The organism is Pseudomonas sp. LLC-1, from assembly GCF_002992185.1.
GTDB lineage: Bacteria > Pseudomonadota > Gammaproteobacteria > Pseudomonadales > Pseudomonadaceae > Aquipseudomonas > Aquipseudomonas monteilii.
The window spans coordinates 1-14,493 of the sequence record NZ_LUVY01000031.1 but is presented as its reverse complement, the minus strand read 5'-3'; the positions used below and the strand labels follow the sequence as shown (position 1 = coordinate 14,493).

Here is a 14,493-nt window from a genome sequence, read left to right as displayed (position 1 = left end):
AAGTAGGAACTACAGAGATTCGCAGGCACGTCCGATTGACGGGCCAGCACACAGAATTTCTTGACGACCATAGAGCATTGGAACCACCTGATCCCATCCCGAACTCAGCAGTGAAACGATGCATCGCCGATGGTAGTGTGGGGTTTCCCCATGTGAGAGTAGGTCATCGTCAAGATTCAAACCCAAAGCCCCTGTCTGCGCTGCAGACAGGGGCTTTGTCTTTTCCGGGTACCAATAACCGTTAGAACTGATAGCTGACCGTGGCGCTGACGTTGCGCTCTTCACCCATGTAGCAGTAGTTCAGGCTGGCACAGGAAGTGATGTAGCTTTCGTTGGTAAGGTTGTTGGCGTTAAGGCGCACATCCACACCCTTGAGCCCGACCTTGCCCAGGTCATAGCCGATCGAGGCGTCGAACAAGGTGTAGGAAGGCACCTTCATGCTGTTTTCCGCATCCACCCAGCTGTACCCCACATACCGCATGCCACCGCCCAATCGCAGGCCATCCAGGGGCCCCTGGTGGATGTTGTAGTCGGCCCACAGCGAGAACATCTGCTTCGGCGCCTGGGTTGGTGAATTGCCTTTGTTGTCCAGGTTGCCCGACACCAGGCTCGGCATCGCCTTGGCGTACTCGATGTCGGTAAAGGTATAGCCACCCAACAGCTTCAAGCTGTCGGTCAGTTGCACATGCGCCTCCAGCTCCAGCCCCTGGGAACGTACTTTACCTACAGGGCGATAGAAGTCTTCGTCAGGCTGCTTGGACGCCAGGTTCTCTTGCTCGATACGGAATACCGATGCGGTAAACAAGTTGTCGCTGCCTGGTGGCTGGTACTTGATGCCAGCCTCCCATTGCGTGCCCTCCGTCGGTGCCAGCGGACGGCCTTCCTGGTCGGACACGGTGTTGGGGTTGAACGACTCCGAGTAGCTGACATAGGGTGCAATGCCGTTCTCGAACAGGTAGAGCACCCCGGCCCGGGTAGTCATTTTGGAGCGCTGATCGCTGACCTTGGTATCGCTGTCGCGATTCTCTTCAGACACCTTCACCCAGTCCTGGCGCAGCCCCAAAGAAAAGCGCCACTGGTCCAGCTCTACCAAGTCCTGCAGGTACACGCCAGTTTGCTGCAAACGCCGCAGGTAGCGGTTCTCACCTAGTACCTGAAGGTTGCCATTGCCATACTGCGGGTTCCCGGCATCCAACGGGTCGACGGTGCCATAACGCCAAGTGACGTCAGCCTTGCGCCGCTGGTAGTCGGTGCCCAGCAGCAGGGTGTGTTTGGCAGCACCCGTGAAGAATTCGGCCTGCAGCATGTTGTCGATGATGTACGAATGCAGGCGCTCGTCGCCGCCGGTATAGGCACGGTTGAGAATGTTGCTGTCGGCGTCCGCCCAACCGGCCGAATACACCTGGTCCATGGATACGTCGGAATCCTGGTAGCGGAAGTTCTGCCGTGCGGTGAACACATCGTTGAAACGGTGCTCGAACTGGTAGCTGAAGGACTGCTGTGTGCGCTCGTAGTTGTCGATGCCCGGCTCACCCTCGAAGAAATGGTCTGACAGGCGCAAGCCGTTGCGCTTGTGCAGCATGCCGTCTGCAGGGTTGCCGCCGTGGTAGCCACCGTTAGGGTCGTGCTGCAGATACGCTTGCAGTGTGAGCGACGTGTCTTCGGTGAAGTCGATGCTGATCGCCGGTGCAATGGCGTAGCGTTCTTCCTTGCTGTGGTCGAACTGTGTGTCGGAAGCATCCGCCAGGCCTGTCAGTCGATAAGCGATACGCTTGTCATCGTCCACAGGGCCGCTGAAATCAAAACCCGTCCCCCGCTGGCCCTGGGTACCAACCGTGGCCTGAACCTGATGGTAGGGAGTAAACAGTGGCTTCTTGGTGGTCAGGGCTACCAGGCCACCCGGTGAGCTTCGCCCGTACAGTACCGAAGATGGCCCCTTGAGAATGTCGATGCGCTCAAGGAAGTACGGGTCCACCTGCATGGTGCTGTAGGTGCCGTTGTCGCCCATGGACTTGAGCCCATCGACATAAATGTTATCCACAGAGCCGTCGTTGAAGCCGCGCATGGCCACGTAGTCGTAACGGTGGGTCGCACCGTAAGGGTTAGTCAGTACCCCTGGCGTGTAACGCATGGCCTGGGCAACGGTCTGCGAGCCTTGATCATCCATCTGTTGGCGGGTAACCACCGACACCGATTGCGAGGTCTCGACCAACGGCATGCTGGTCTTGGTCGCCACCTGGCTATGGGTGGCGTTGTAGCCCTCCATGCTGCCCAGTGCATTGCCGAGGGTGAAACTACGGATATCAGTGTCGGGCAATGACAGTGCGGCGTCCTGGCGCCGTGCCTGCAGCACATAGCTACGTCCGTCCTGGCTGACGGCCTCCAGGCCGCTGCCATTGAGCAATTGGCGCAGCGCCTGATCGTTAGCGTACTGCCCCTGTAGGCCCCTGGACTGCAGGCCATCGGTAAGCTGAGGTGTACTCGACAGGGTAATGCCGGCCTGGCGAGCGAACTGATTGAGCACGTCGACAAGCTGGCCGGCCGGGATTGCGTAGTGATGACTCACTTGGGCCGTTTCAGCTGCTACGGAAAGCTGCGAAGCGGTTGCCAGGCCCAAGGCGGTCCCAAACAGGGCAGCCCGGATGGCTTGGCGTAAGCGTACCGATTGCAGGGCAGGTCGAAGATCATTTGGTTGGAGCGTGTGCATTAACACCGGGTTGATAGACATGAAGGGTCCGTTGAAGGGTTGAGGGCAGAAGGGGTCGCTTACTGTCCTAGCCGGACCGGGATTCAAAACCCGCCAGAAATCGATAAGGCCTTATCAGGCCAGGCGCTCTACACGTACCCACCAGCGTGTACGTTGACGAAGCTTTACGGGCAGCGTCTGCGGCAGCAACTGCAGCAGTTGCTCCGGGTCTTCGAGACGGAACACGCCCGACAGGCGCAGATCGGCAACCTCTTCGCTGCAGCCCAGATAACCATGACGATAACGGCTGACCTGCGCGAGGAAGTCGGCCAAGCGCATGTCCTGGGTCACGATCAGCCCTTCGGCCCAAGCCATCGCATCCATGTCCATGTGTGCGAGCCGGTGCGCGCCTTGAGCATCCAGGCGCCAGTTCTGGCCGCTTTCGATCCACAGCAGCTGGCCATTGCCAGGTCGATGAATCGCGACTTTGCCGTGGCTGACGCTGACGCGCGTACAGTCGCTGTCCTGGTAGGCCACAAAGCGCCCTTCGAAGCCTTCCAGCAGCGCGTCACGTGTTTGTACCAGCAAGGAATGCCGAGGGCCGCAGGTGATCATCAGCTCCCCGTGCTTCAGGCGGACCAGACGCTGTAGGTCACTGAAGGCCAGGTCCACTGCACTGTGGGTATTGAGTTGCATCAGTGAGCCATCGGGCAGCGTGAAAGCGCGTCGCTCGCCCGTGCCGGTGGCATAGTCCGAGGCCCATGCACTGACGGCATCGATGTCTTTGGCCAGCCATGTTGCCGACCCCGCCATGACAATGCCGCCAAGCAGCTTCAGCGCCTGCCGCCTGTGCAGGCGTTGCTGGCTGGTTTCCAGGGTTTGCAACGCCAGCCCGGCACCGGGTATGGCACGCAAGTCGAGGTCTTGATACAGGTGTGCAAGCCGTTGCCAGGCTTGCTCGTGTTCGAGCCGAGCATTGCGCCATTGTGCGCATTCTGATTGTAGAGCCGGGTCATGCCCGCTTTCACGAAGCCGCAGCATCCACTGGATGGCCTGCTTGACCACTTTTGCATCAGGGCGTGCGGCGGCCATCGCTTCAGCACTCGTCTTCGTAGCGCAGCACGTAGCAGTGGTAGAGCGCATCGGCTATGTAGCGTTCTACCGTGCGGACGGAGATTCCCATCTGTTCGGCGATGGCCTGGTGCTTCAGCCCCTCGCATTGGGCCAGCAGGAAGGCGCGTCGTACCTTGGGTTTGAGGCCGTCGAGCATGCGTGCAATGCGCTCGAGCAACTCCAGCAGCAGCTCGCGGGTTTCTGCAGAGGGGACCTGCGCTTCCGGTACATGGGCCAGCGCCTCCAGGTAGGCCCTGTGCAGCTCCTCGCGGCGCCAGTGATCGATTACCAGCCCACGCGCTACCGTGCGCAAGAAGGCTCTGGGAGCATTCAGCTGCAACTGCTCACGGCGCTGCAGCAGGCGTACGAAGGTGTCCTGGGCCAGGTCTGCGGCATCGGCGGCGTTGCCGAGCTTGCCGCGCAACCAGGTGTGCAACCAGCCGTGGTGGTCACTGTAGAGCGTTTGCACGCAGTCGTTGCTGGGCATGGAGGAGGGCGCCGGCATCAATGGACATGAATGATAATTAGTCTCATTGTTGGCGGGGCCGAATCAATTTGCAACCCATCAGCTCGCGTCGCCCCTGAAGCCGGCGACGGATTAACGCCCTAACTGCGTATCCAGGTAATTACGGATTACCCGTGCGCCATTATTGAGGTGCTGTTCCAGCACTGCTACCGCCTCATCCACCAGCTTGTCACTGGCCGCATCCACCAGTGCGTTGTGATCATCCTGGGTGAGCTTGCCCAAGCCCATGGACGAAAGATGAAAACGCAGGAAGCGTTCTTCTTCGTTCAGTTCGTTCTCGATCAGGCGCAGCAGTTTTTTATTTGGCGCCTTGCTGTACAGCGACATGTGGAACAGGCGGTTCAGGCGGCCGATTTCGGCATGGCGGGTTTCGTTTTCCAACAGTTGGATATACCCACGGGCGCTGGCGATGTCGCTGGCATCCAGCAGCGGGATGGACTGGCGCAATGCCTCGCTCTCAAGCAGTACACGAAGGGCATAGGTGTCCACCGCATCTTCGCCGATCAACGGCGCAACCACCGCACCTTTGTGCATTTCCACTTTCAGCAGCGATTGTGCTTCCAGCTGGCGCAGGGCCTCGCGCACGGGCATGCGGCTGACGCCGAACAAGGTGGCGAGTTCTTGCTGGCGCACGGCAGTACCTGGCGGCAAGCGGCCATCGAGAATGGCACTACGCAGGCGTTCTTCGATCACGCCACGGGCCTGGTGCGGCAACAGCTGCTCGCTGGCCAGCACATTGCTCAATTTGATTTTCTCGGCCACGCGACGTCTGCCTCAACGATGACTAAAGTTGGATCCAATGACACTAGTTACAGCCCATGGGAATTGTCAAACCTGCACCTGTAATGGAACGGGCGCCCCAAAAGCGCGGCTATGGTGGATGAAGTCGCCTGCCAAAGGAAGCGGCCTATAGAAGGTTATAAACAGAAAGTGTAGGCGGGCTGACAAGCGGGTGCATGATTGCAGCGTGCCATTGTCTTTTGTTGTGGCAGGGCCCACCATCGCTGCTTTCGACTGGTCTGAACAGGGCTTCGCAGTGGCGATATCCTGGGTGCTCAAAACCGTTGTGCGATGTGTCGGCTTTGCCGCGCTGCTGGGCAGTCTGCTGCTGGGCGGCTTGCACGCGGATTGGGATTTTTCCCAGATCAGCCGCAAGTCACAGGCCCTGTATGGCCCCTTGGGGGCCGGGAAGGGGCGCATCGATGCCTGGCAGAACCTGATGGCTACCCAGAAGCAGGGGAGCGAGCTTGAGCGGTTGCAAGTGGTCAACCGCTTCTTCAACCAGCAATTGCGCTATGTCGAAGACATCGACCTCTGGCATGAGGTCGATTACTGGGCCACACCGGTGCAGGCCTTGATCAAGGGCGCCGGGGACTGCGAAGACTACGCCATCGCCAAATATTTCAGCCTGCGGCGCATGGGCATCCCCAGCGAAAAACTGCGCATCACCTACGTAAAGGCGTTGCGGCAGAACCGGGCACATATGGTGCTGACCTATTATTCAAGCCCACAGGCCCAGCCTTTGGTGCTCGATAGCCTGATGGACGCCATCAAGCCGGCCAGCCAGCGTACCGACCTGTTGCCGGTATACGCCTTCAATGGCGAGGGGTTGTGGCTGACGGGGGCCGCGGGCAACAAGAAGGTCGGCGATACCAAGCGGCTGTCACGCTGGCAGGATTTGCTGAAAAAAATGCAGGCCGAAGGGTTCCCGGCCGAGCCTGTTTACTGAAGGAGCACAGATGTCACTGTTCAAACAATTGCTGTTGGCCATTTGCCTGTTCCTGGTGGTCGCCTTCAGTGGCAGTTTCATGGTCAGCCTGGAAAGCTCGCGCAGCCAGTACGTCAACCAGCTGCGCTCGCATGCCCAGGATGCCGCGACCGCACTGGCGCTGTCACTGACGCCTAATATCGACGACCCGGCGATGGTCGAGCTGATGGTCAGTTCGATCTTCGACAGTGGTTACTACTCCAGCATCAAGGTCGTCGACCTGGGTTCCAATGCCGTGCTGGTGGAGCGCCACGCCGAGCCGGACCCTGGCGGTGTACCGCGCTGGTTCGTGCACCTGATCGGCCTGGAGGCAGCCGGCGGGGACGCCATCGTCAGCCGTGGCTGGCAGCAGGCCGCGCGCGTTGAAGTGATCAGCCACCCGATGTTCGCCATTGCCAAGCTCTGGCAAAGCGCCCTGGGCAGCCTGGGCTGGCTGCTGCTGTGCGGTGCCGCCAGTGCCGTGCTCGGCGCCTTGCTGCTGCGCCGCCAGTTGCGGCCGCTGGACTACATGGTCGAGCAATCCCACGCCATTGCCCGTCGCGAATTCCTAAGCCTGCCCGAGTTGCCGCGTACACCGGAGTTGCGCCGCGTGGTGCAGGCAATGAACCAGATGGTCGAGAAGCTCAAGGCCTTGTTCACCGAGCAGGCCGAGCGCAGCGAGCGGCTGCGTGCCGAGTCGTACCAGGACAGCTTGACTGGCTTGTCCAACCGCCGCTATTTCGAGATGCAGTTGAACACCCGGGTGAGCAACCTGGAAGAAGCGCGCGCGGGTTACCTGCTGTTGCTGCGCGTTCAAGACCTGGCGGGTTTGAACGCCCGCCTGGGTGGCCAGCGCACCGACCAGTTGCTGCAAGCTGTGGGTGAGCAGTTGCGCCGTACCTGTGCCAGTTTCCCGGAAACCAACGACCTGATTTCCCGCAGCCGTGGCGGCGAGTTTGCCGTGCTGGCGCCGGGCATGGTGCATGAGGAAGCGGTACACCTTGCCCAGGCGCTGGAAGCGACGCTGCAGAGCCTGCACGAGACCGGCGCCAGTGATATCGACCCGGTTGCCTGCATCGGCCTTGCGCCGTTCAGCCCCGGTGATGCACCACAGGCGTTGCTCAAGCTTGCCGACGAAGCCCTGGCCCGTGCCGAAAACCAGCCGACGCCAGGCTGGGTGTGCCTTGAACAAGGCGTGGCTGCCGTTGCGGCGGACAGCCAGCACGACTGGCATGAGCGGCTTGACCAAGCCTTTATCAACGGGCATTTCGAACTGTTCTTCCAGCCTGTGGTGGACTCCGGCACGGCACAACGGGTGCTGCACCACAAAGTGATTTCGCGCTTGAAGGATGGCCAGGGCGAGGCTTTGCCCGCGGGCCGCTTCCTGCCCTGGCTGGAACGCTTTGGCTGGATGCCACGGCTGGATGTGCTGGTGCTGGAGAAAGTGCTGGCGCACTTGCGTGGGCATGACCAGGTGCTGGCGCTGAACCTGTCGGCCGCCACGCTGGCCGACCCTAAGGCCCTGCAGCGCGTCTTCGAGCTGCTGGGCCAGAACACGGCCATGGGGCCTCGGCTGGTGTTTGAAATTGGTGAGGAGCAGTTGCCTGAGCAGGCTGCCCTGGAACACCTGACCCGGCGCCTGCACGCGCTTGGCTTTGGTCTGGCACTGCAGCGCTTCGGCGGCCGCTTCAGCATGATCGGCAACCTGGCGCACCTGGGCCTGGCGTATCTGAAAATTGATGGCAGCTATATCCGCAACATCGACCAAGAGCAGCACAAACGCCTGTTCATCGAAGCGATCCAGCGCGCGGCACACAGCATCGATCTGCCGTTGATTGCCGAGCGGGTCGAGACGGAAGGGGAGCGGCTGGTGTTGAAGGAGATGGGTGTAGGCGGGATTCAGGGGCAGCTGGTTGGCGAACCTGCGCCCTGGCGCTGAATTATTGTGTGTTGGCTGTCCTGGCCTCATCGCCGGCAAGCCAGCTCCCACAAGTACTGCGGCGACCTCAAGGCTAGTGCAGTACCTGTGGGAGCTGGCTTGCCGGCGATAGGGCCAGAAGGGCCACTATCAAGCAGTGGCCAGGATCATCACCGCTCGCGCAATGCTTCCGAACGCGCTTTCATGATCGGCTTGAGCAGGTAGCTCATGATGGTCTTCTTGCCGGTCATGATATCCACCGTGGCCACCATCCCCGGAATGATCAGCAGCGGTTTCTCGTCAGTCCCCAGGTGGCTGCGATCGGTACGCAGCTTGATCAGGTAATACGTGGTCTTCTTGTCTTCATCGGTGATGGTGTCCGCACCGATCTGTTCCAGCTTGGCCTTGAGCCCACCGTAGATGGTGTAGTCATAGGCGGTGAACTTCACCGTCGCTTCCTGGCCTGGGTGCAGGAAGGCGATGTCCTTGGGAAGGATTTTCGCTTCGATGACCAGCGTGTCGTCCAGTGGCACGATCTCGATGATATCGCTGCCTGGCTGGATGACCCCGCCAATGGTGTTCACCAGCAGCTGCTTGACGATACCGCGCACCGGTGAAGTGACCATGGTGCGGTGTACCCGGTCGTCCAGTGCCTTGCTGGTGGCGGTCGCCTTGTTCAGCTCGGTGCGTGCCTCGTTCAGCTGGGTCAATGCTTCGCTGCGGAACTTGCCACGGGTTTCTTCGATCTTGCTCTGCACCTCGCGGATGGCGGCCTCGGCACGCGGGATGGCCAGTGCGGTGGAGTCAAGCTGGCCGCGGTTTTCAACTTCGGCACGGCGCAGGCGCAGCACTTCTACCTGGGAAATCGCACCGGTGGCCACCAGCGGTTCGGACATGCCGATTTCCTTGCGCAGCAGCTCAAGGCTGTTGGCGTACTGGGCACGTTTGGAGCTGTATTCACGCAGTTCCTGCTGGCGCTGGACCAGCTGCTGCTGCAGGCCGCCAATTTCGTCCTGCAGTTGCTGGCGCCGGCTCTGGTACAGCGACTCTTCACTGGCTGCCTGGCTGGGTGCGGCTTTGCGCAGTGCTTCGTCGATCTTGAGCGGGCTGTCCTGAACTTCCGCACTCAGCCGTTCGACCCGCAGGGCCATGGCCAGGCGATCTGCCTCGGTTTCACCGACGTTGGACGCGAAACGGGTTTCGTCCAGGCGCAGCAGTGGCTGGCCCACTTCTACGATCTGCCCTTCCTTGGCGAAAATCTCGGCGACGATGCCGCCTTCCAGGTTCTGGATCTTCTGCACCTTGGAAGACGGGATAGCCTTGCCTTCGCCCCGCGTGACCTCATCGATGGGCGCAACGCTGGCCCATACGATCATGAACACGAAGAACAGAATGACGCCCCAGATGGTCAGCCGTACCACCCTTGGCGCATCCTCGATCAGGGCTTTGTTCACCTCTGGCAGCGGCTGGCCGCCCAGTGAGTCGGAGCCCTTGAAATAGCGCCGCAGGCCATCCTTGAATTGCCCCATATCCAGCTTATGCAACACTGATCTGCCCCTTCTTCAGCGCATCCATGACCGCGGCTTTCGGGCCGTCGGCGACTATCTGTCCGCGATCGATCACGATCAGTCGGTCCACCAGCGACAGCAGCGAGGCACGGTGCGTGACCAACAGCACCGTCTTGCCCTCCACCACGGCTTGCAGGCGCTGTTTGAGGCGTTCTTCGCCCGTGTTGTCCATGGCGCTGGTCGGCTCGTCCAGCAGCAGGAGCTGCGGGTTGAGCAGCAGCGCACGCCCCAGGGCAACGTTCTGCCGCTGGCCGCCGGACAGGTTCTGCCCACGCTCCCCCACTTGCAGCTCGTAGCCGTCCGGGTGCAGGCGGGCGAATTCATGCACGCCTGCCAGCTCGGCAGCTTGCAGGATCAGTTCGTCCTCGATGTAGCGGGCACCGCTGACCAGGTTGTCGCGCAGCGTGCCAGCCAGCAGCTGGATGTCCTGCGGTACATAGCCGATGTTGTGGCGCAGTTCGCTGACGTCGATCTGGCGAATGTCCACACCATCGACCAGCAGCGAGCCGCCATTGGCCTCGTACAGGCCAACGATGAGCTTGGCCAGCGAGCTCTTGCCCGAGCCGCTGCGGCCAATGATGCCGACCTTCTCGCCGGGGCGGATGGTCAGGTTGATGTTCTTCAGGGCTTGGTTTTGCTGGTTGGGGTAGGTGAAGTCGACCCCGCGGAACTCGACGCTACCCTGCAGCACCTTGCGGCTCAGCGGGCGCTCTTCGAAGTTGCGCTCTTGCGGCAGCTCCATCATGTGGTCGGTGGAAACCATGGTCACCTTGGCCTGCTGGTAGCGGGCGAGCAGGCCGTTCAGCTGGCCCAGTGGGCCAAGCGCGCGGCCGCTGAGCATGTAGCAGGCCACCAGGCCACCCATGCTCAGGTTGCCATCGATGATCAGGTACACGCCGACGCAGATCATCGCCACGCCCGCCAGTTGCTGGATCAGCAGGGTGATGTTCATCGCCAGGCTAGACAGCACCTTCACCCTCAGCTCCAGGCGGCTGAGCGTACCGAGGGTCTGCTCCCACATGTACTGGCGTTCGCTTTCGGCGTTGTTGACCTTCACCGCGTCCAGGCCGGCCAGGGTCTCGATCAGGCTGGACTGGCGCTCCGAGGCCAGGGCCATCGTCCGCTCCATGGTCGCCATCAGCGGCCGCTGCAGGGCGTAACCGATGCCCAGGGCCAGTGGGAAGGCGATGACCGGGATCCATACAAGGTGCCCGCCAATGATGGCGATGACAACCAGGATCAGGATGGTGAAAGGCAGGTCGATCAGGCTGGTAAGCGTCAGCGACGCGAGGAAGTCGCGCAGCCCCTGGAACTCGTGAATGTTCTGGGCAAAGCTGCCCACCCGTGCCGGCCGGTACTTCATCGACATGCCGACGATGCGTTCAAACAGCGTTGCTGAAATGATCAGGTCGGTTTTCTTGCCGGCAAGGTCCAGGCACAGGCCGCGCAGGCCTTTGAGGATCAGGTCGAAGATGTAGGCGCCGGCGATGCCGACGGCCAGCACCCAAAGTGTCGACGTAGCCTGGTTAGGTACCACGCGGTCATACACGTTCATCACGAACAACGGCGCGGCCAAGGCGATCAGGTTGATCACCAGGCTGGCGGCGATGGCATCGATATAAAGCCACTTGCTGCGCAGCAACGTGTCGCGGAACCACGACTTCGCGCGTGGGATCAGGTTGCCGTGATTGACGTCGAACTTGTGTTGCGGCTGGGCAAAGAACACCCGGCCGCTGTAGTCGCTTTGCAGGGCTTCGCGGCTGACATGCACCTCACCGCCGTCGCTCTCGCTGAGCAGCAGGCGTGCGGTATCTTCATTTTCCCAGCCCAGCAGGACGGCGCTGCGGCCTTCCTTGAGCAGCAACATGGCCGGCATCGCGATGCTCGGTATCTGCTCCAGCTTGCGTTGCAGCAGGCGCCCTTGCAGGCCCGCCCGGGCGGCGGCGCGGGGCAGCAGCTCGGGGCTCAGGCGCTGGGCGGGCAGCGGCAGGCCCGTGGTCAGCATGACCCGGCTGGCGGGTTTCTGGTGCAGGACACACAGGCTCAGCAGACTATCCAGCAAGGGATCGTCATGCTGACTGCGTGGATCGTGGCTGAGTTGGACTCGACTGACTTCAGATTCCACGCGGCGCTCTCTTCATCCTTGTGGTGGGTGGGGTGGGTGTGCCGCCGTTCAGGTCTGTCGGCTCACCCTGACGTTCAATGGTGCTGCGAGGCAGCTGGCCAATGGTCGCCTTGAATCGATACTGAGTAAACAATTCTACGTCGTTATTGCTACTGCATAGACGCTGCCATGCGGTGACTGTTTCATTTCTGATCCTGTTCGGGATCCGGTTCATGTGCAGCATAGCCTGCCATCAAGACAACGCCGTGTGGGTGAATGATCGGCTCGCGGGCTTGTCAGTAAACAGGCGCTGATTTGTTGACGTTTTAAAGCGGACAGATCATTAAAATTCATCGCACGAAGTGCGTTTGCACGTTGAACCGTGGTTCTGTAATCACCGATGGTTTGCCATCATTCCCATGCCAGTATTCGCGTGCGGGTTCGCTATCTGTTTGATCTGCGGTAAATCGTTGTTGGTGGCCTCGGTCAGTAGCAGGCTTTGGTTGGCGAGGGCATGAGTGCAGCCCTGATTCTGCCTGGGTTTCAAACCCTTTTCCGGCCGACTTCAGGCAAGGTTTGTGCTTGTAAACGCGCACGGGCCTGGGGCAACGGGAGTGACCAGAATGTTGACGCCAACGACCTTGACGGTAGCCGATGGACGGTGCTTTTAACGTGTGTAACGGCATCTGCCCGTATGTGGAAAAGGCTGCTGAACTTAATGGCCAGCGCATTTTCGATGATGTACGACATTTGTCCTCGGCAAACGGTTGGCTAAGGTACAAATATCAATGTGACATTACATTGCCGATTGTTTAGGATGGCCTGTATAAGGTCAATACTTTGGCAGTATTGCGGTTTCAAAAAGTTATAGACGGAATATTGACGCAATAAAGCGTCAAGAGAACATCGACATAAGTTCCGCCTGAAGTGGCTTGCAGTGCCGCTCTGGCAGGGAAGTACCCATCGGGTCACACGGAGAGTCCAATGAGCAGCGTTGTAGCCATCGTCAAAAGCATTGTCGGCCAGGTTATTGCGGTATCCCCAGAGGGCATTCGTCGTGTGCTCATCGAGGGGGACCGCCTGTTGGCAGGTGAGGAAGTGCTCACTGGTCCAGGCGGTGCGGTGACTCTGGAACTGGCCGATGGCCGTCTGCTTGACCTGGGCCGTGACAGCCAGTGGAGCGCCGATACGCCTGACAGCAGCACCGACCTGAGCCAGGCGACCGCACAGGCCGCGCCGTCGGTGGAAGAGTTGCAGCAGGCGATCGCTGCAGGTGTCGACCCGACTACCGAGCTTGAAGCTACCGCAGCCGGTCCATCGGCCGCAGGCGGTGGTGGCGCGCTGGGTGGTGGTCACAGCTTCGTGATGCTCGAAGAAACGGCGGGCCGGGTTGACCCCACAGTTGGATTCCCCACTGAAGGGCTGGGCTTTGCAGCCACGCTGGACAGTGAAGAAGTCGGCCTGCTGGGTGACCCCAACAACAACCTGGTGACCACGCCGACGACGGACACCAACGTTGCTACCGACCTGATCCTTGGCGCCACTCCTTCCATCAGCGAAGCGGGTGGCGTAATTGTTTATACCGCCACGGTTGGACAGGCACCGACTACCAACCTGGTCATTACCCTGTCCAATGGCGCCGTGATCGTCATTCCGGCCGGGCAGACCAGCGGTAGTGTCAATGTCGTGGTCCCGGCGAACGATACACCGTATATCGACGGCGGGCAGATCTCGGCGACCGTCACCGGTGCTACCGGTGGCGGCGGTTTGACGGTGACATTGCCGCAAACGCCGGCGGTTACCCAAGTGACCGATACCATCGATACGACCACTGCGACACTGACTGCTTCGCCAAGCGTTACTGAAGGTGGCGTCATCACCTACACCGTGACCCTGAGCAACCCTGCCCAGACGCCGGTAACCGTGACCCTGTCCAATGGGCAGGTCATCACCATCGAGGCAGGCAAGACCCAGGGCAGCATCGACTTCCAGACCCCGGCGAACGACGTCTACAACAACGGCTCGACTGTCAGCGTCACGATTACTGGTGCCACCGGTGGCAACTTCGAGCAACTGACGCCTAATCCTGCACCGGCTGAGACGGTAATCAGTGACTCGGTGGATACCACGACTGCCACTCTGACCGCATCGCCAAGCGTGACTGAAGGGGGTGTGATCACCTACACCGTGACTTTGAGCAATCCTGCTCAAACACCGGTGACCATTACACTGTCCAACGGCCAGACCATTACCGTTGAAGCCGGCAAGACTCAGGGTAGCGTTGATTTCCAGACTCCGGCGAACGATGTCTACAACAACGGTTCGACCGTCAGCGTCACCATTGAAGGCGCTACTGGCGGTAACTTCGAGCAACTGACGCCGAACCCGACCCCGGCTCAGACCACGATCAACGATTCGGTTGATAACACCACCGCGACCCTGACTGCTTCGCCAAGCGTCACCGAAGGTGGCGTGATCACCTACACCGTGACCCTGAGCAATCCTGCTCAAACACCGGTGACCATCACCCTGTCCAACGGCCAGACCATCACCGTTGAGGCCGGCAAGACCCAGGGCAGTGTCGACTTCCAGACTCCGGCGAACGATGTCTACAACAACGGTTCGACCGTTAGCGTCACCATCGAGAACGCCACTGGCGGCAACTTCGAGCAGTTGATCCCGAATCCGACCCCGGCTCAGACCACGATCAACGATTTGGTCGATAACACTACCGCGACCCTGACGGCGAGCCCGTCGGTGACCGAAGGCGGCGTGATCACTTACACCGTGACCCTGAGCAACCCGGCTCAGACGCCAGTGACCGTGACCCT

9 protein-coding genes and 1 rRNA gene are annotated in these 14,493 nt (G+C 60.5%); 4 read left to right on the top strand and 6 right to left on the bottom strand.

All coding sequences use genetic code 11. The features are described 5' to 3' along the window. Positions 1–59: 59 nt before the first annotated feature. Positions 60–175, top strand: a 5S ribosomal RNA gene (gene rrf / locus A0O30_RS27510). 66 nt (positions 176–241) lie between these two features. On the opposite strand, the gene A0O30_RS27505 is transcribed toward rrf, so the two are convergent. From A0O30_RS27505 to A0O30_RS27490, 4 genes are all read right to left on the bottom strand, one after another. After that, positions 242–2,707 (bottom strand): TonB-dependent siderophore receptor, encoded by a 2,466-nt coding sequence (locus A0O30_RS27505; RefSeq protein ID WP_105948836.1) that lies wholly within the window; start codon positions 2,705–2,707, stop codon positions 242–244. Between the two features lie 114 nt (positions 2,708–2,821). Further along, positions 2,822–3,778, bottom strand: a complete 957-nt coding sequence (locus A0O30_RS27500) for a FecR domain-containing protein (protein ID WP_105948835.1) — start codon at positions 3,776–3,778, stop codon at positions 2,822–2,824. Positions 3,779–3,782: 4 nt separating this feature from the next. After that, positions 3,783–4,286 (bottom strand): sigma-70 family RNA polymerase sigma factor, encoded by a 504-nt coding sequence (locus A0O30_RS27495; protein WP_105948834.1) that lies wholly within the window; start codon positions 4,284–4,286, stop codon positions 3,783–3,785. 111 nt (positions 4,287–4,397) lie between these two features. Beyond that, positions 4,398–5,087: a GntR family transcriptional regulator gene (locus tag A0O30_RS27490; protein ID WP_105948833.1), complete on the bottom strand. Its 690-nt coding sequence runs from the start codon at positions 5,085–5,087 to the stop codon at positions 4,398–4,400. 205 nt (positions 5,088–5,292) lie between these two features. Between A0O30_RS27490 and lapG the strand changes: the two genes are divergently transcribed. Both lapG and lapD read left to right on the top strand, forming a co-directional pair. Next, entirely contained in the window at positions 5,293–6,054 is a 762-nt protein-coding gene (gene lapG / locus A0O30_RS27485) for a cysteine protease LapG (RefSeq protein ID WP_177337141.1), read from the top strand. Positions 6,055–6,064: 10 nt separating this feature from the next. Further along, positions 6,065–8,011 (top strand): cyclic di-GMP receptor LapD, encoded by a 1,947-nt coding sequence (gene lapD, locus A0O30_RS27480; RefSeq protein ID WP_105948832.1) that lies wholly within the window; start codon positions 6,065–6,067, stop codon positions 8,009–8,011. A gap of 149 nt (positions 8,012–8,160) precedes the next feature. On the opposite strand, the gene A0O30_RS27475 is transcribed toward lapD, so the two are convergent. Then, a complete protein-coding gene (locus A0O30_RS27475) occupies positions 8,161–9,519 on the bottom strand; it encodes an HlyD family type I secretion periplasmic adaptor subunit (RefSeq protein ID WP_156868235.1) in 1,359 nt (452 codons plus the stop codon). A 7-nt stretch (positions 9,520–9,526) separates the two neighbouring features. Continuing rightward, positions 9,527–11,683: a type I secretion system permease/ATPase gene (locus A0O30_RS27470; RefSeq protein WP_105948831.1), complete on the bottom strand. Its 2,157-nt coding sequence runs from the start codon at positions 11,681–11,683 to the stop codon at positions 9,527–9,529. A 963-nt stretch (positions 11,684–12,646) separates the two neighbouring features. On the opposite strand from A0O30_RS27470, the gene A0O30_RS27465 reads away from it, so the two are divergent. Further along, positions 12,647–14,493: retention module-containing protein (locus A0O30_RS27465; protein ID WP_146256334.1), on the top strand; the 1,847-nt coding region annotated here is incomplete at its 3' end.

Excerpts from the sequence above, each read along its gene's own strand:
- lapD (WP_105948832.1), top strand. The coding sequence starts at position 6,065 with ATGTCACTGTTCAAACAATTGCTGTTGGCCATTTGCCTGTTCCTGGTG.
- A0O30_RS27495 (WP_105948834.1), bottom strand. The coding sequence starts at position 4,286 with ATGCCCAGCAACGACTGCGTGCAAACGCTCTACAGTGACCACCACGGC.
- A0O30_RS27475 (WP_156868235.1), bottom strand. The coding sequence starts at position 9,519 with ATGGGGCAATTCAAGGATGGCCTGCGGCGCTATTTCAAGGGCTCCGAC.
- A0O30_RS27505 (WP_105948836.1), bottom strand. The coding sequence starts at position 2,707 with ATGCACACGCTCCAACCAAATGATCTTCGACCTGCCCTGCAATCGGTA.
- A0O30_RS27500 (WP_105948835.1), bottom strand. The coding sequence starts at position 3,778 with ATGGCCGCCGCACGCCCTGATGCAAAAGTGGTCAAGCAGGCCATCCAG.